This is a genomic window from Geobacter sp. OR-1 (assembly GCF_000813145.1).
Taxonomy (GTDB): domain Bacteria; phylum Desulfobacterota; class Desulfuromonadia; order Geobacterales; family DSM-12255; genus Geoanaerobacter.
This window is the reverse complement of the sequence record NZ_BAZF01000006.1, coordinates 58,845-76,431: the sequence shown is the minus strand read 5'-3', so window position 1 is coordinate 76,431 and position 17,587 is coordinate 58,845. Positions and strand designations below refer to the sequence as shown.

The following is a 17,587-nucleotide window of genomic DNA, read 5'->3' as shown; positions in this document are numbered from 1 at the left end:
AATGAAATATACCTGCCCGCGACAGGTTTTGTCGCGGGCTTTTGGTAGGGTAAGGCATAAAGGAGACAACGAATGCCTGATAATAGGACCAATAACAATCATTCCCTTAGCAAATCCCTCTACGTAAAGGGGCTTCAATGCCACAAGTCCCTCTGGTTGCATAAGAACAAGCCTGAACTCAAGGATAAGGTCAGCGTCACCCAGCAGGCGACGTTTTCCACCGGCACCGATGTGGGCATTCTGGCGCAGCAGCTGTTCCCAGGCGGTGTCCTGGTTCCCTTTGAGGAGTTGTCATACGAAGACCAGATCTCCATGACTGAGGAGGCTATCGCTTCCGGAAAGCGAACCATTTACGAGGCGACATTCCGTTTCGACGGGATATTTATGAAGGCCGACATCCTCCATCGGGGCAAGCGGGGATGGGAACTTTACGAAGTGAAGAGTTCGACCGGAGTCAAGGATGTCTACATGGACGACCTGGCCATCCAATACTATGTGATAACCGGCTCGGGCCTGAAACTGAACCGATCATCACTGGTTCATATCAACAACAAGTATGTCCGAAACGGTGAGATCGACGTCAACGAGCTGTTTGCCGTAGCCGATCTGACTACCGACATCATGTCGATGCAGAAAGATGTGGCCGCCAACCTGAAAGCCATGAAGAAGATGCTTGCCGGGAAGATGCCTGATATCGACATCGGCCCACACTGCTCCGACCCATACGAGTGCGCTTTTTCAGGGCATTGCTGGCAGCATATTCCTAAACACTCGGTTTTCGATTTCGCTGATATCGGCAAACCTGACCCCTTCCCACTATACCAGCAAGGGATCATCCTTATGAAAGATGTCTCGCGGGAGGAGCTTGGGTGGCGCCAGAAACTCCAGTTGGACGCCATGAAAATGAAGAAAGTAATTGTAGAGGAAGAGAAGGTAAAAACCTTCCTTGATGACCTCTGGTATCCGCTCTGCTTCCTCGACTTCGAGACAACCTATATGACCCCGGTACCGCTCTTTGAGGGGACCTCACCGAACAAGCAGGTACCGTTTCAATATTCACTGCACGTCGTTGATAAGCAGGGAAAGAAGCCACGACATTTTGAGTTCCTGGCTGAACCGGGCAAAGACCCACGTAAGGATTTTCTCAACAGCCTGCTGGAAAACCTGCCTGCGGATGGCTGCATTGTGGCCTGGAACCAGAATTTCGAAATCAGCCGATTGAAAGAACTGGGGGCGCAGTTTCCCCGCAAGCAGAAGAAGATTGCCGCTTTAATCGAACATTTCCGGGACCTGATGACCCCGTTCAAGAAGAAGGATATTTATCACCGGGACTTTGATGGGTCGTACTCGATCAAAGCTGTTCTCCCCGCCTTGATCCCTGACCTGTCATACAAAGGTATGCCGGTGAGTAATGGGGAAGAGGCATCCATTGCCTGGCTCTCCCTGTGGGGGGAAACGGACAAGCGGAAAGTTCAAGAGACTCGGCAGCAGCTCCTAGATTATTGCTGCCTGGATACGCTTGCCATGGTGAAGATCCTGGAAGTCATGAGGAACCTCACGACAACGAGAGCATAACATTATGGGAAGGCGAGATTGATCACTCCGAAGGGTGGTGGCCATGAAAAAATTCGTCCGGCATATCAACATACTCAGGTGTCTGAAGAAATATCCGGAACTGCAATCGACAACCCAGATCCAGACCTGCCTGAAAAATCTTGGGGTTCCATTCGGTAGCTTGCGCACCATCCAGCGAGATCTGGATGAATTGAGCAAGGAGTTCAGTATTTATGGGGACGAAAAAAACCCGCAAGGATGGAGCTGGGCAAAGGATGCCGCAGTCCTTCTCCCGGGGATGGATCTCCATACGGCTCTCACGTTCCGGCTGATGAAAGAGTTCATGAGTCCTCTGATCCCAACAGCCTGCCTGGAATCAGCTAAGCTTCATTTCAAAGAAGCAAGTGCGGTCTTGAGTAAGGATAGAAATGGAAAGCAGCATCGCGCCTGGCTTGACAAGGTCCAGCTCATATCCCGAGGGCAACCGCTTACCCCACCGACCATCGACGAACAGGTCTTGAGCGTGGTCTACGATGCGCTATTCAATGATTTGCGATTCTCAGCCACATATCGGCGGAGGAATGGCAAGGTCATAGAAGAATGTGTCATTAATCCCGTTGGGATTGTTTTCGTCAACAAGGCTGTTTGTCTGGTCTGCACCCTGTGGGATTATGACGACATCAAGCAGATGCCGTTGCACCGGTTCGAGTCGGTAAAACTCCTGACAACGCCTGCTCGGGAAATCGAGGGCTTTTCTTTGCGGGATTATGTCGAGAACCAGAAAGAATTCCATTTCCCGGTCAGCGCCAGCGACATCAAGCTGGTAGCGAATTTCACCGCGGGTGCAGCTTATCATCTGTCCGAAACCCCTCTGTCAACGGATCAGGAAATCAAGAAACTTTCCGATAGCGAGGTGGTAGTTACGGCAACGGTTGCCGATACAGCGCAGCTCCGTTGGTGGCTACTCGGGTTTGGCAACCAGGTGGAGGTCGTGAAGCCCAAGAAACTGAGGGACGAAATGATCGAAACGGTTAACGGGATGATTAAGAGATACAAGGCTTAATGTCTCGTTAAATTCGGAAAGGATATTGAATGGATTGGCAAGGTTATTTCGAAATGATGGCCGACTGGAAAAAGCTGCCTGCATATAAGGCGGAACCGCGGATCGATAGCCTTGTTGGGTATTACCTGCCTGACTTTATGAGTGATTTCCTGGGAATCAAAGTTGCCGGGATCATACCTGAATTGCCTCTCCGGCTGGGCACCGTCAATGATGCCTATGAAAAGACAAACATGGCCGACAGGTCATACAAGGTTGATTTCTTTATCGTCACCGATAATGGTATGAACTATCTTGTGGAATTCAAAACAGACAGCGGCTCTTTACGACCTGGGCAGGACAAGTATCTGGAGGCAGCGAAATCTAAAGAAATGAAATTGATAATTGAAGGCATCGTGACGATATCAGCTGCCTCAAATTACAAAACTAAATATGGGCATCTGCTTGAGAAGCTCCAAGCTCTCGGCCTGCTCAATGCCGATAGGGAATATTCGGGGACCAACTCGGGCATTGAGATTATCTATGTTCAGCCGTCAAATCCGAATAAAAATAGAAATATTATCGATTTTATCTGGATTGCCGATTGGCTTGAAAGCAAGTACGCAGGGTCAGAATTTGAAGCTGAATTTTCAAAGGCACTGAAATTATGGAGTTCTGACTGATTTCCTTTTCGAGTTTGCACTACAGGTTCTGACGAGTCCGGGTGGGTTCTTTGCTGCAAAGGAGAGAAAAGCAAACATGTACGACCGACCCGCTTCGGCAATCAAAGAAGCAGAAGCGTTCATAATCACTGCCGGGGCTGGAATGGGAGTGGATTCGGGACTACCGGACTTCAGGGGAGATCGCGGATTCTGGAAGGCATATCCAGCGTATGAACGTCTTGGGCTTTCTTTTGCCGAATGCGCCACTCCCCAGCATTTTATCAATGACCCCCATTTTGCCTGGGGTTTCTATGGGCATCGCACCAACCTTTACCGGGAAACAGTCCCACACGAAGGTTTTCATATCATCAAGAGGTGGATAGAGAAAAACAGGGCCGACTACTTCGTTGTCACCTCCAATGTGGACGGCCAGTTCCAGAAAGCCGGTTATGCCGAGGACCGTATTCATGAAGTTCATGGCTCGATTCACTGGTTATTGCCAGGCCTTCTATGCCGCTTTAGTAGATACCGCAAAAATAGCCGGCGTACTGACTGTCGGTGTTGTCCCTCAGAACTCTCTCAAAGAGCCTTACTTGATGGATTCTGCAACATTGATTTCGGTATCGCCTGTACCCCTTCAAAATTTACTTATAATACCTGCGAGTGGTTTCCCTGAGCATATCGCTCTAATTACCAAGCTTCATATTCATTGAAGTGTAAATCTATCCTTGCCTATATTCTAGTTTCTCCTCCCATGACAATAACCAATGGAATTGGAACGCAAAGTTTGCCAGTGCGTGAAACCTCATTCATTGAGCTCAATATTTGAACAGGTAATAAGTAAAATATACCCAATGATTTAAATATGTTGTGTGTGGCACGGTTTAAGCTAAATAAGGATATCGATTATTAGGTATATTCATTTACTAATTTCATCTGGTAATACAGCGAGGACAGGAGCCATGATAAAAATTTCGGTTTGTTACGTAAATGGTCAAAAGGGAATGGTGGATGCAGAAGATCTTGACATGCTTATAAAGGCTAGGAAAATAATTTCTTTCCGGCGTTCTAGTGGCTGGGTGCGTGTTGCATTAGATCAAATTCGGGGGCAGGGAGGAGAAGATTATTCGGGTTCTGATAGAAGAAATTTCTCTATATATCAGCAGATGGCAAACTTACGATATATTTTTACTACTAATGAAATCAATAAGCACAGTTACATGCATCGGAAGTTTATGAATCGTATTTTCAGGCACTATGATTATAGATAGAGGGGCTAGGCACAGCAGATGCCCAATCCTTGACACTCAACCGCTGCTAGTAATGAAGCCGGCAGCAGGGGATTTCGGGGGCACATGAAGCAAAAAGGGCCACTCAATATCGGAGCGGCTCTTTGTTTATAGCTTGGGAGAATAGACATTCGTGCAAACAACATGAGGATGAAAGCTAAAATTCCTTCCTTTCATTCTTCCCCGGCATTGGAACTCCTGATGCCGGGGATTTTTTTGTTTAAAATGGGGATATATTCAAATGCTGCAGGGACTATTTATGTTATGCCAACGATTTTACCGGCTCTCATTAATGGGTTGGCACATCAAATGCTATACATTTACCCTGTGATATAACGCTAAAGTGTTATTAGTCACTTTATCTAAATGTTTAATACGGAGGTGTTCTCCATGACAACCTGTGAACATTTGACAATGTGTCATTATATTAGTTCGAAATTGGAGACTTCCCCGGCAACTGCACAGCTGCTTAAAGGCGCGTACTGCAAAGGTCACCCTGCTGAGTGCGCACGTTACAAGGTTGCCCGCATTTCCGGCATAGAGACGGTACCACTTGACTTATCTCCGTCTGATGACGACATTGCTGAGAGATTATTGTCTGTCCATAATTGCTAGGCCGTAATCTCGCCATAACGAGAGCAACGGAAGCGAAATGGCTATAATGCTTGATTCCCCTTGCGAGGCAAAAAAGAATGGGGGGGCATTGGAGGAGGATTGGGGAGCAAGTTGGATATGCTGCTTTCGGCTTGGTAAACGAAAGGCCCCAGATTTTCTCGGAGTTTCAATCCCGATTTTCCAGAGCCTCAGGATGGAAGGAATTTCTTCTTTCCATGGTTTAAATATACTCCTTTTGGCTTGTTACGTCAACATATGACACGCCGCATTATCACGCAGAAAAGTCATATTAAACTGATAATTACGGTATGTCAGGCCTGATTGAAGTAACAGCCGACTGAATGCTTGATGACTCTATCCAATTCATCAATATAAATAGGTTTTCTAAGGTATGCCTTGGCTCCGAGTTCTTCACACTTAGTAACGTTTTTCTCTTGATAGCTTGAGGTAGTGATAACTACTGGGATTCCATTGTTGCGCAGCGAATCGCTCGCTCTCTCCAGAAATTCCACTCCATCCATAATAGGCATGCGAATATCCAACAAAATCAGGTCAGGTTTTTCCTGAACCAGTTCCGAGGAATATATTGAACTGCCGCCAAACAGGAAATTAAGCGCTTCCTGCCCGTGTCGTACAACTTTGACGTTGTAGAATTTTAGCTTTGTCAACAACCGTAAGATAAGGAATTCATCTTCAAGGTTGTCTTCAACAAGCAGAAACATTAAATCTTTGTCTGAGTCATTCCCAAATTCTTTTGAATCTGTGGGAGTCGAATCATCAAAAAACTGTAGTTGCGTCGATCTGCTTGAGGGCTTTTCGATTGTTTCTTCATCAGCAAGAGCCGTATCCCGGGGAATAGACGAAATCCTGGACAATTTTTTCTTGATTTCAGCCAGTTTCCGTTGTTCTTCCTCAATCCACAATCCCATATTATCAGACACTTTGACCATCTTCCCGTCCCTTGGATAGCAGTGCATTTCATTTATATATTAATAGGTTAACATAAATGACAACATGTTAATGCAACATTTAACTATGTCAAGAAGTAATTAATATTATAAATGCTTAAATAAGCGAATGAATCGTACAGATGCAAGAGTATTGAGCCTGGCTAACGGAATTGGGAAAATATTGGAGCGAATGATTTGCCTGCTCCTGGGCATGGATTTAGATCCCTAAAAAGCTGCCTTCTGATAAAACAGATATTTCCATTTACCTTTAGATTAGTTATACACTGTACGTCTTCGCAAAGAGCCAGAACAGCTCAATGCCAACGCCTTGTCATATGACGTGTTGAGAACAATAATAGGAGGACAACATACTTACTTTTCTCCACACTGCTGATATCCACCTTGGTAAGACATACCGAACCGGTAACGGAGAGTCGGAACGCTATGATGACTTCTTTCGCATGCTTGGGTGCATTGTTGACGATGCCATTGCCGAACAGGTGGCTTTTGTCCTGATCGCCGGAGACCTGTTCCATACCGGTCAGATCCTGCCGCGTACCTTTGCCCGTACCATCGAGGCTCTGCAGCCGTTGAAGGACGCCGGTATCCCCTGCATTGCCGTGGAGGGGAACCATGACTGGATTCACCGCCGTGACAGTATCTCTTGGATGGAGGCGCTGTCGCAGATGGGGTATATCCATCTGTTGCGGCCCACTCGCACCGAGAGCGGCGGTTACCGTTTCGATCCCTACGATTATGAACATGGTATTGGCGGGCATATAGAGATCAAGGGGCTGAATATTTACGGCCTCGGCTATATCGGCACTCAGGCAGGAGCCCACGTGGCGCGGCTTTGCGAGGCCGTAACCACAAAGAACAACATCCTTGTTTTTCATGTCGGCGTCTGGACCTACTCGCCGGTGGAGATCGGTAACATGAAGCCGGAAGAGGCGTTGCCGCTGGCCGATCTCTTTGACTATGTAGCCCTCGGTCACGGTCACAAGACGTATATCATCGACAATCAGAAGGGCAAGCCCTATGCCTTTAACCCCGGCTCTCCAGAGTGTGTCAATTTTGGCGAGGAAAAATACGACAAAGGATATTTCCTGGTCAGGGTGGAAGAGGGGCGCTATAAGCACCAGTTTCGCAGCACCTTACCACGGCCAATGATCGTAACCGCCATCGATCTTGACGGGTCGTCAGATGCCGAACAGGCGCTGGAAAGATTCCGGGAACAGATGGCCGTCAAAATCGCTGCAATCACCGATGAGCGGGAGCCACTTCTGGAGGTAAAACTAATCGGCCGGGTCAGTTTTCACCCCTTTGAACTGGGGCGGGAACGGCTGCGGCTGGTAATTGATGAGCTTTGCAAGCCCCTACATCTGGAGATCAAGAATCACCTCTCCCTGATTGCCCGCTCTGCAGGCAGTGAGGGCGAACAGAAGAACCTCGCCGAGATTGAAAAGGACGTACTGCGGGAGCTGATCTCGGCCCGAAGTGAATACAAAGGGCGGGAGGATGAACTGGTTCGGCTGGCGCTGCTGATCCGCGATCAGGTGCAGAAGGGCGACCTGGAAGGTGAGGAACTGCTCGGCATCCTGGGGGAAAGCTAGCCATGCAGATACTCTCCATCCATTTGCAGAACATTAAGTCTCACCGTGACACGACCATCACCTTTAGTGCCGGGATCAATGTCCTTGCCGGACCGAACGGTGTCGGCAAGAGCACGGTCTTTGAGGCGATCGGCTATGCCCTGTTTGGTGTCGATGCCCGCGATTTCGTTTCCAACGTGGAGCGCTTCCTCTCCTTCGGCGCCAAGCGGGGAGAGATCTCCGTTATCTTCCGGACCGACATCGGCGACAGCTGGCAGGTGACCCGCACCGTCGGTACTCCGTCCAGATGGCTGCTGGCCAGTGAGAGCAGCGGTTCCTTTGAAGTGGAGGAACATGCCAATGCTGAGGAGACCGAGGCAAGGATTGCCGAACTCCTCGGTCTTAATAACGGCCGGCAGCTTGCCGAACAGTTCAAGCTGGTCATCGGCCCGTTCCAGAACGAATTTCTCGGCCCGTTTGTTATAAAGCAGCCGACCAAACGCCAGGAAGCCTTTGATGAGATCCTCGGCATCGACGCCTGGCGCAAGACTTACAAGGGGACCAGTTCGCTGCTCACGGCGATTCAGGAGCGGATGAAGCTGCTGGCTGCCGAGATGAGGCTGCTTCAGGACCAGGTCGTCATCATGCCGCAGAAGGAAGAAGAGCTGACGGGTATCAGGGCGGCTCTGGAGCAGAAGCGTAACGAACTGACCGAGAAAGAAACGGCGCTGAAAGAGGTGGAAGCGGTTCATGCAGAGCTGGATGCCAGGGAAAAGGGGATCAGCTCCCTGGCTGCGGAGATCAAGCAACTTGAGGACCGGATCAAGGACGGCGGCGAAAAGATTGTCACCCAGAAACAGCGGGTGGAGGAGTCACAGAACGCGAAGAGGATTGTCAAGCGATCCAGACCAGGAAAAGATGCGTACGACAGGATTGAGGCCCTCCTGGTAGAGCTGCGGAAAAAGGAACAGCAGCGCCGGGTTATTGAAAAGGAGATAACCGGTCTGCAACAGGAGGCGCAGCGCTTGCTCCAGGCAGTAACTCATGAGCAGGAAGAGATTGCGAAGATCGAGATCCAGCTGCAGGAGGAAGAGATTCGGCATGCCGAAACGCGACGATCGCTTCAGGCTGACGACGCCTTGATGAAGGCGGCGGCGCAGTTGCCTCAGCTGCGCAGTGAACTGGACCGCCTCAAGGGGGAGCGTTCTCTGCTCGCAGGTCGCAGGGCAGGTCTGGAAGAGGGTCAGGAAAAGCTGGCTGAAGGGATCTGCCCGTTCTTCCAGGAGAAGTGCAAGAAAGTGGTCGACAATACGCCTCGGTCTCTGTTCTCCGGGAAGATTGGCGACATTGACAGCGCAATGACCGCACTGGATGCCCGAATAGCCGCACTGGGCCGCAAAGCGGAGGAGGCCGAAGCGGGAGAAAAGGAGTTGAACGGCCGTGCAATACGTTTGCAGGAACTGGATAAGCAGGTCGTTGGCTTGGACGAGCGGCGAAAGATAAACCGGGAGCGTGCCGAAAATCTCGGCCGGCTTAAGGAACACCAAGGAGCCGCCGCTGGCCGGGTTGGTCAGCAACAAGCCGCATTAATGGCGTTTACCACCCTAGATACCGATATTGACAAGGCCGTTCAGGAACGAACACGACATCAGGCAGACCGCGATGCCTACACGACCCATCTGAAAGATGCCGACGATCTTGAAACTCGCAACCAGACTCTTGAGAAGTGGCAAAAGGGGCTCGACGATCTCAGGCAAAGAATGATCGATCAGCAGGGGGAGCTTGCCGGTCTGGCCGCGGGGTATGAGGCGGAACGGCATCAGCAGGTGAGGGGAGAGAGGGTCCGTCTCCTTACCGACGTTGCCACGCAACGTCAGCAGATCGAGGAACTGGGCAAGAACCGGCTGCGCTTGGACGAGGAGATCGGGAGACTCAAAAAACTTCAGGAGGATGTGACGGCCAAGCAGGCGGAGATTGCCTCCTACGTGGATAAGGAGAAGCTGGTCAAATTCCTGCGCAACCAGGTCTTCAAGAATGTTTCGACTCAACTCTCCGAACGGTTCAGGGAGGAGATCTCTCTGCGGGCCGACCGGATCTACCGGATCATTGCCGAGTCTGACGAAGAGTTGTATTGGGGGGATAACTACCGGATTATGCTCAAGGATATGCATGATGGCAAGCTGCGGGAGCGGAGCGATGACCAGCTTTCCGGCGGCCAGATTATGAGTGCGGTAGTTGCCTTGCGACTGGCGCTGCTCCAGACCATTGGCGCCCGGATTGCCTTCTTCGACGAGCCGACCTCCAACCTGGACGCTGCCCGCCGGGAAAACCTGGCCCAGGCCTTCAGGTCAATCGATGTTGGCAGGGAAGAAGTAACCGAGCACTGGTACGACCAGTTATTTCTGGTCAGCCACGATGTTGCTTTTGGCGAGATAACGGACCAGATGATTCAGGTCGGTGAGGTGAGATAATTTGGCTGAGTTGGCAATGGAGCTGACGATTTCCTGAAGTTGATTGCCGCCGGTTTCGTTAAGTCGGCGTGATCTAACAGCCCTGGCAGGAGGGGTAGCATGTTACTCTGGCAGATATTCATACTTTTTACCCGCGTGGCGCTTTTTTCATGGGGAGGAGGCCCGGCCTCTCTGGCGCTGATGCAAAGAGAGGCCACAACCGCACTTTGGCTACCGCCAGGAGCAACAGAACCGGCTCCATGGGTATCGCCGATCGAGTTCTCCGATGCCGTGGCAGTGGGAAATGCCCTCCCCGGGCCGATTGCTCCGCAGGTTTCCGCGTATATCGGGTATAAGCTTGCGGGGATACCCGGTGCCGTAGCAGCTGCAGCAGGCACAGTACTGCCGACCACGATTCTGATGCTGGCAATGGTAGTCTATTTTTTCAGGGTCAAGGACAGTTTGCTGGTTCAGTCCATGCTTAGGGCGGTTCGTCCGGTGGTGGTCGGTCTGCTGCTCTGGACTGCCTACGACATGGCTTTTACCGTATTCGGCGTCAAGCGTTACGGTTGGATGGGTTCTCTGACCTGCGGTTGGGACAAGGTCTTGTTCGTGGCAGTTGCTTTTTGTCTGCTGACAATGACCAAGATCAATCCGGCACTGGTAATATTTGGCTCTGCTATTGTTGGCGGCATTTGTTACCGATAAGGGGCGGGTAATCATTATTCCGCATGAATAAAAAAAGCCCCGATATTATCGGGGCTTTTGGGAGTTGCAGAAGTCGGCTGTTAGAGCCTGGTCACATTTGCGGCCTGCAGCCCTTTCGGACCCTTTGTTACTTCAAAACTTACCCTGTCTCCCTCAGCAAGGGATTTAAATCCATCGCCACTGATGGCGGAAAAATGACAAAATACGTCGTCACCATTTTCCTGCTCGAGAAAACCAAAACCTTTGCTGTCATTAAACCATTTTACTGTTCCGTTTACCATTTGCTTACATTTCTCCAATTTTCTTGTTTTTTAGTTCGGTTAATTCCAAACTTTGTTCACCTTAACAGTATTAATTGCAGATGGTCAAGCTTTAAAATACATTTAAATGACAAATAATTGATAATTGTTAAATAAAGCTTAAATGCCGGTATGTTACTGTGTAAAATAAATTTATATTCAGATGATGCTTGCTATTATATATGCATTGCTTCATTCTTAGTAAGTTGAGGTGAATAAACAGTATTTGCCCTTCTTTTATTATTATATGGATCAGTGCTGAAAACAAGAGAGGAGTCTTTAATGACTATCACCGCAGGCAGCATTGTTAAACATCAAGGTGCCCCTGAATGGGGTTCCGGAAAAGTTGTCGAGATATCCGCTTCCAGGGTTACCATTGATTTCAGTGACGGCATCAGCCGTAAAATTGCCGTCTCCCATTTCGGTACTCTGCAACCTGCCGACAGGGATTCCTATCTGCCGCCTCCTAAGGCTGAGTCTGTTCTGATTAAACCGCGCCGTGTGACCAGAGTTGCAAAAAAGAAATGAGTTAATACAGTACCTTATCAAGATGACATTGTCCTTCCGCCCCGGAAAGAAGCCTGTTCCCGGGGTGGAGGCGAAGTCCCGCCCCATGCGTAGTCATTTCCCAGGATTATCCCTGCAAATCCATTACTGAACCTGAAACCAGCAGCTGATTTTTCCTGATTGATCCGAGTGCTTTGATAAAGATAGATCATAGTAGATATGACTATTCATTAGAGCCGGAAAGGTATATTGTGTTACTGTTTAAAACAAAATTAGCAGCTTCGGGAGATACAAATGGCATTGGGCAAAACGCTGCATGAACTGGCCGACCATCTGGGCGGGAGAGTAACCGGCGATCCCTCGATTGTCATAAAGGGGCTGGGAACGCTGGATACTGCCGAGGAAGGACAAATCACCTTTCTGGCAAATCCCAAATATGCGGCAAAGGTGGCAACGACGCGCGCGTCGGCAATCGTTCTGACGTCATCTGCCGAGCATTTCGGCCGTAACTGCATAGTGGTGGCAAACCCCTATCTTGCCTTTGCCAAGCTGCTCACTCTGTATACCACCCGTCCCAGACAGGCCAAAGGTGTGATGGCCGGAGCTTTTGTCGGTGAAGGTGTTACCATGGGGGCGGAGGTATCGGTCTATCCCGGCGCATATATCGGCGATGGGGTACGGATCGGTGACCGGGCGACAATTCACCCAAACGTCACCCTGTATGATGGTGTTGTTCTGGGAGACGACGTCACGCTCCATGCCGGGGTTGCAGTGCGGGAAGGGAGCAGGATTGGCAACCGCGTCACCATTCAGAACGGTGCGATTATTGGCGGCGACGGCTTTGGCTACGCCCCGGACGGCGAGGCATGGTACAAGATCCCCCAAGTAGGTATCGTTGTCATCGAAGACGACGTGGAGATCGGCGCCAACTGTACCGTTGATCGTGCCGCCCTGGAAACGACCCGGATCGGGCGCGGCACCAAGATCGACAATCTGGTTCAGGTGGCACACAACTGCCAGATCGGCGAGGACTGTATCATCGTGGCCCAGGCCGGTATTGCCGGGAGCACGACCCTTGGAAAACATGTGACCCTCGGCGGCCAGGTGGCGATTGTCGATCACCTGACGATTGGCGATAACGCCATGATCTCCGGGCAGTCCGGGGTGTTCAACAATGTTGCGGCCGGCGCAGTGATGAGCGGCACGCCGGCCATCCCTCATCAGTCGCGGCTCAAATCCGCCGCAGTGTTCCCGCATCTGCCCGAGATGCGCAAAACCCTCTCCAGGCTGGGAAACCGAATGGCAAAGGTAGAGGAGCATCTTGGGGAGACTCAGGTCAGCTAGAGGCGCCTTGCCGGCAAATGATCAAACCAGTGAGTTTGTGGTTTTTCCGCTCACATGTTATTAAGAATTGGGCTCCAGAAAATGGGGCCTTTTTTCTTATGCTGTTGATACGTTGCCCTTGGAACTCAGCCACGAGAGAACTGTTTTCATTGTCATGGTTTCGATCTCAACGGGTCAGTAGTCGCCGTCTGCGCTTTTCGAGCAATATTGCGGTGCTATGATAAAATATGCCTTGCAGTCTTAAAACTGAGCGGTCACAGGGGGAACCCATGATAATCGCAGTTCCGAAAGAGATTAAAACAGAGGAGTATCGGGTTGCCATTACTCCGGCCGGAGCAGCGGAACTGGTCAAGGGCGGTCATAAACTCCTGGTGGAAACCGGAGCCGGCGCTGGCAGCGGTTTTAGTGACGAACTCTACCGACAAGTCGGCGCAGACATCGTTGCGACCCAAGAGCTATATCGCCGAGGGGAACTGGTGGTCAAGGTCAAGGAGCCTCTGCCGGAAGAATTTGATCGATTCCGGCCGGGACAGACACTCTTTACCTACCTGCATTTGGCTCCCAACCCTTTATTGACCGAGTTTTTGCAAGCCAGGAAGTTAACCGCGCTGGCTTATGAAACTTTAGAGGTCAATGGTACTCTCCCTCTGCTTGCCCCTATGAGTGAGGTTGCCGGACGGATGGCTCCTCTGGTGGCGTCCTGGTGCCTGCAGCGAATCAACGGTGGAGCAGGTTTGCTCCCTACCGGCGCAGTGGGAGTGCGGCCGGCCAAGGCACTAATCCTGGGAGCCGGAACAGTGGGATTCAATGCCGCGCGGGTGGCGTCTGGAATCGGGATGGAAACCGTTGTGCTGAACCGCGGGGTCGAGCGGCTGCAGCGGATCGACGAGTTGTCCGGCGGCAGGGTGCGCACCGGGATGCTGGTAACTGAGAGCATTACTGCCGAAATCAGGGATGCCGATCTGATTATCGGAGCAGTGCTGGTACCGGGGGGGAGAACGCCACTGCTCCTGCCCAGAACGATGCTGGGTGAGATGAAAAAGGGCGCGGTAATTGTAGATGTGACCGTTGACCAGGGGGGATGCGCCGAAACCACCCGGCCGACGACGCACGACGCCCCGACCTATCTGGTGGACGATATCGTCCATTATGCGGTTGCCAACATGCCGGGCGCCTACCCGCGAACTTCCACCATTGCCCTGACCAATGCCACACTGCCTTATCTGATGCTGCTCGCCGGGCACGGTGTAGACGGCGCCATCGAGCGATTGCCGGCCCTGGCAACCGCTGTCAACATAAGGGACGGGAAAATTGTTCATGCAGCCCTTGCCGCATCTATCCAAGGGATTTAGATCGGTGTAATCATCGCTTTTGCTCGAAATCCGGAGACTTCGCCGTTGAACTGTACGGTTTTCCCAGTGTAAACCAGAAGGTCGCACCTACTCCCTCCTCTCCTTCCGCCCAGACATTCCCGTTGTGGCGCTCCACGATCCTCTGCACTGTGGCTAGGCCTATGCCTGTTCCGGGGAAATCATCTTGATGGTGCAGACGTTGGAAGGGCACAAACAATTTGTCAACGTACTCCATGTTGAAACCGGCGCCGTTGTCGCGGACAAAGTACCGGCAACTGTTGCCGTCGTTTAGCATCCCGATCTCCACAACCGGAGTTGTTTCGCGTGAGGAGAATTTCAAGGCATTGCTGATCATGTTCAACAAGCAGATTTTCATCAGGCTGGCGTCTGCGGTGCAACTGATTCCTTGCTGAATGGTTACGGTCGCTCCGGACAGCTCTGTCTGGGCCTGGAGCTCGGCAGCTGCTTCCGTGGCCAGGGCGGAAAAGTCGGTCTCGCGCAAAGTCATTTCGATTCTCGAAAGACGCGAGAGCAGCAGGATGGCGTCAATGACTTTTTGTAGCTGCTTGCTGGCAACGTCGATCCGTTTGGCAATGAAGTGACATTCCTCCAAGTCAGGGTCGCCGTTGACCAGTATGTCGCTGAACCCCTGAAGCCGGGCAACCGGCGCACGCAGCTCGTGGGATATCGCATAGCAAAAGACCGCCAGTTCGTTATTGGTGCGCTCCAGCTCTGAGGAGCGCAACGCTACCAGCTCCTGCAGTTCGCAATTCACGACGGCTAGTTCCGAGGTTCTCTCCGCAACCTCGCTTTCCAGGATATCGTAAGATTCCCTCAGTCTGTTGATCATCGAGTTGAACGACGCGGCAAGCCTGCCGACTTCATCTTTGCCGAGAACCTTCACTTCTCCCTGCGGCATGCCGGTAGCCGTGATGGTGGAAACCGCATTGTCCAGCTCTGTCAGTCCTGCCGTCAGCTTGCCGGAGAAGCGGTAGGCGATCAGGCCGGACAGATACAGGGCTAAAATGGTCGTACTGATAAAGATAATGGTGAACCAGGTCAATGCCTGGTTTTCTGTGGTGCTGAGGGACAAAGAGAGCTGCAGTGCCGAAAGCGGGGGAGGGAAGGAGAGCGGGCTGGTCGGACTGGTCGCATTGGGTCGGCCCACGGACCAAACAACATCCTTACCGGACCGTATCTGAATCCCTTCCTCATTTTCTCCCAGGGAAATCTTGAGTTTCACCATTAAAGCATCGACAGGGATTTCCAGGGCAAGAAATCCTTCAGCGGTCCCTGTTGCCGGGTATATGACCGGATGACATATAAGAAGGGTATGCTGTTTATCCCTCATCAGGCTTGCTACAGGTTTTGCAGCATTCACCGTTGTCTCAACAAGACCTGGTTTACCCTTGTAACTGCCTGGCTGGGGCTCGCTGGATGCAATGATGTCCCCTTTGAAATCGCAAAGGCTTAATCGGTGCGGGACATCAAACGGCAGGCGGCTCGACTGCAGAAACGGTACCAGATAACTGTCGCGGCCGTGGGCATCAACAATGGCATTGACGACAAGGGTGTTTTTCGAGAGGCTTTCAGTTGTTGCATCCAGCGTCTGCAAAGCGGATTCAATCTTCTGTGCAGTCAGTTCGACTCGTTTTTGTGTGGATATCTCTGTGTTTTTCTTGATGAAATGAAGTATGGTCGCATAAGCCCCTGCCCCATAAAGTACGGCAAGTACGAGCGAGAACCCGATGCATGAGATCGCAATGCGCCAGGTAAGGCTTTGGTACCAATGGGCAGCTAAATTGGATATGATCCTTGTCATGTCTCAGTGGTTGCCGGATTCAGATTTCAATGCAAACCGTTGCTTGCCAGACTATTTGATTCTGACCAGAGTCCCATCGGCAGTATACCTGGCCATAAACACATCTTCGACCGAAAGCGCCTCGTGACGTGTCGGAGAGAACGGCTGACGATATGTTTTAATCAGGCCGTTATATGGTCCGAGTTGCTCCAGGGCGTTGCGTACCGCTTTTCGATCGGTTGTCCCGGCCTTGTTGATCGCCAGTGCCAGGATATGGGTCAGGTCGTAGGCATGGGCATACCCAACCGGTGATATCAGCTCTGCAGCTGACTTTTTACCGAACAACCGTCTTGCTGCGTTCATAAAATGAGAAACCTTTTTGTTCTGCGTACCGATAAAACTGTAGGTCTGGACCAGAGCCAGATCAACCTTGTACAGCGCTTGGCCGGTCATAGCAGGGAAATCCGATCCGGAGATGCTCCAGTGGCTGATCAACGGCAGCCGGTCTTTTTTGGGAAGTGCCGCTATCTCCTTGATCAGGATTGCCCCTTCGGTCTCGGCAGTAATGATAACAATTGCTTCGGCCCCGTTCTTTTTCAGGGCGTAATATTTGTCGAGCAGGGTCTTTTCACCGTAGTTGAACCATTCCGTATCGACGAGCCTCATTCCCTGCGCCGGGATCAGCTTTTTCAATAGTTCAAAATTGCCGCGCCCCCAGGTGATATTCGGAACCAGAACTCCGAGTCTGGTAAACCCTTTCTTTTGGGCATACGCAAGCATGGTCGGCACTGCCCAGCTGTCTTTTAACGACAACCTGAACGCATAGTTGGGAGATCTTTTGTTGTCAACGATCTTGTCGCTTGAAGCCCAGGGGTCCAGTAAAGGAATGCCGTATTTATGGATGGGATCGATGGTTTCGATCACGACGGTTGAGAACCTGCCGCAGAATATTGCGACAACATCAGGGTTTTCCGCCAGTACTCTGGTGTTTTCTATCCCCCGTGCCGGGATCGACCGGTTGTCTGTCTCCATCAGGGCCAGCTTCCTTCCCCCCAGCACCCCGCCGGAGTTGTTGATCTCCTCGATGGCGATCAAGATCCCCTGTTTGATGGAATCGTCTGCAGTGCTCGACGCTCTGCCAAATTCAGCATCCAGGCCTATGAGTACCGGTGGCTTGTCATGTGCCCCTAATACAGCGTTGCTGCTGAAGATCCAGAAGAAAATGGTCAATAATAGCTTCTTCACGATATCCTCCAGCCTTAAGTCAATTTAATTTGATTATAGCCATAAAACGAATGCCCGCAAGTCAGCATTCTTGATTGCAGGTGTCTGTGACGCAATTCTGAATAATCGTAGGGAATGCGAAAATAGTTGTCGAATTCAGGGAAAGGTAAATATAGCAGGTGTAAATCGCTCCGATAATCT

At 51.0% G+C, this 17,587-nt stretch carries 15 protein-coding genes and 1 pseudogene; 12 read left to right on the top strand and 4 right to left on the bottom strand.

The features are described from left to right. Positions 1–72: 72 nt before the first annotated feature. The 6 genes and pseudogenes from OR1_RS07910 to OR1_RS07885 all read left to right on the top strand — a co-directional run bounded on the left by OR1_RS07910 (position 73) and on the right by OR1_RS07885 (position 4,526). Complete coding sequence (locus tag OR1_RS07910; RefSeq protein WP_041971147.1) at positions 73–1,575, top strand: DUF2779 domain-containing protein; 1,503 nt, start codon at positions 73–75, stop codon at positions 1,573–1,575. 43 nt (positions 1,576–1,618) lie between these two features. Next, complete coding sequence (locus OR1_RS07905) at positions 1,619–2,617, top strand: YafY family protein (RefSeq protein WP_041971146.1); 999 nt, start codon at positions 1,619–1,621, stop codon at positions 2,615–2,617. Positions 2,618–2,646: 29 nt separating this feature from the next. Beyond that, positions 2,647–3,276, top strand: coding sequence for a hypothetical protein (locus OR1_RS07900; protein ID WP_041971145.1), 630 nt, complete (start codon positions 2,647–2,649; stop codon positions 3,274–3,276). A 76-nt stretch (positions 3,277–3,352) separates the two neighbouring features. Continuing rightward, positions 3,353–3,751 (top strand): annotated as a pseudogene (locus OR1_RS21515) (NAD-dependent deacetylase); the annotation flags it as partial. Then, positions 3,723–3,968, top strand: coding sequence for a hypothetical protein (locus OR1_RS22730; RefSeq protein ID WP_041971142.1), 246 nt, complete (start codon positions 3,723–3,725; stop codon positions 3,966–3,968). The pseudogene OR1_RS21515 and the gene OR1_RS22730, both read left to right, overlap by 29 nt. A gap of 249 nt (positions 3,969–4,217) precedes the next feature. Next, complete coding sequence (locus OR1_RS07885) at positions 4,218–4,526, top strand: GSU3473 family protein (protein WP_041971141.1); 309 nt, start codon at positions 4,218–4,220, stop codon at positions 4,524–4,526. Positions 4,527–5,470: 944 nt separating this feature from the next. Here OR1_RS07885 and OR1_RS20685 read toward each other — a convergent pair. Continuing rightward, complete coding sequence (locus OR1_RS20685; RefSeq protein ID WP_052440326.1) at positions 5,471–6,109, bottom strand: response regulator; 639 nt, start codon at positions 6,107–6,109, stop codon at positions 5,471–5,473. Between the two features lie 368 nt (positions 6,110–6,477). On the opposite strand from OR1_RS20685, the gene OR1_RS07870 reads away from it, so the two are divergent. The 3 genes from OR1_RS07870 (at position 6,478) to OR1_RS07860 (ending at position 10,859) form a co-directional block, all read left to right on the top strand. Continuing rightward, positions 6,478–7,722 (top strand): exonuclease SbcCD subunit D, encoded by a 1,245-nt coding sequence (locus tag OR1_RS07870; RefSeq protein ID WP_041971137.1) that lies wholly within the window; start codon positions 6,478–6,480, stop codon positions 7,720–7,722. Between the two features lie 2 nt (positions 7,723–7,724). Beyond that, the gene (locus OR1_RS07865) at positions 7,725–10,172 is read left to right on the top strand and encodes an AAA family ATPase (RefSeq protein ID WP_041971136.1); all 2,448 of its coding nucleotides are present in this window, start codon (positions 7,725–7,727) and stop codon (positions 10,170–10,172) included. Between the two features lie 99 nt (positions 10,173–10,271). Next, positions 10,272–10,859, top strand: coding sequence for a chromate transporter (locus tag OR1_RS07860; RefSeq protein ID WP_041971134.1), 588 nt, complete (start codon positions 10,272–10,274; stop codon positions 10,857–10,859). A gap of 80 nt (positions 10,860–10,939) precedes the next feature. Here OR1_RS07860 and OR1_RS07855 read toward each other — a convergent pair whose 3' ends face one another. After that, positions 10,940–11,140 carry a cold-shock protein gene (locus OR1_RS07855; protein ID WP_041971133.1) on the bottom strand — a complete coding sequence of 67 codons (201 nt, stop codon included), beginning with the start codon at positions 11,138–11,140 and terminating at the stop codon, positions 10,940–10,942. A 300-nt stretch (positions 11,141–11,440) separates the two neighbouring features. Between OR1_RS07855 and OR1_RS07850 the strand changes: the two genes are divergently transcribed. The 3 genes from OR1_RS07850 (at position 11,441) to ald (ending at position 14,361) form a co-directional block, all read left to right on the top strand. Further along, entirely contained in the window at positions 11,441–11,686 is a 246-nt protein-coding gene (locus OR1_RS07850) for a DUF3553 domain-containing protein (protein WP_041971132.1), read from the top strand. A gap of 273 nt (positions 11,687–11,959) precedes the next feature. Beyond that, positions 11,960–13,009, top strand: coding sequence for a UDP-3-O-(3-hydroxymyristoyl)glucosamine N-acyltransferase (gene lpxD, locus OR1_RS07845; RefSeq protein ID WP_041971130.1), 1,050 nt, complete (start codon positions 11,960–11,962; stop codon positions 13,007–13,009). A gap of 269 nt (positions 13,010–13,278) precedes the next feature. Then, positions 13,279–14,361 (top strand): alanine dehydrogenase, encoded by a 1,083-nt coding sequence (ald, locus tag OR1_RS07840; protein WP_041971128.1) that lies wholly within the window; start codon positions 13,279–13,281, stop codon positions 14,359–14,361. A gap of 10 nt (positions 14,362–14,371) precedes the next feature. Here the strand turns inward: ald and OR1_RS20680 are convergent, their stop codons facing one another. Both OR1_RS20680 and OR1_RS07830 read right to left on the bottom strand, forming a co-directional pair. Next, positions 14,372–16,183 (bottom strand): ATP-binding protein, encoded by a 1,812-nt coding sequence (locus OR1_RS20680; protein WP_052440325.1) that lies wholly within the window; start codon positions 16,181–16,183, stop codon positions 14,372–14,374. Between the two features lie 51 nt (positions 16,184–16,234). Next, a complete protein-coding gene (locus OR1_RS07830) occupies positions 16,235–17,407 on the bottom strand; it encodes an ABC transporter substrate-binding protein (RefSeq protein WP_052440324.1) in 1,173 nt (390 codons plus the stop codon). Positions 17,408–17,587: the final 180 nt, after the last annotated feature.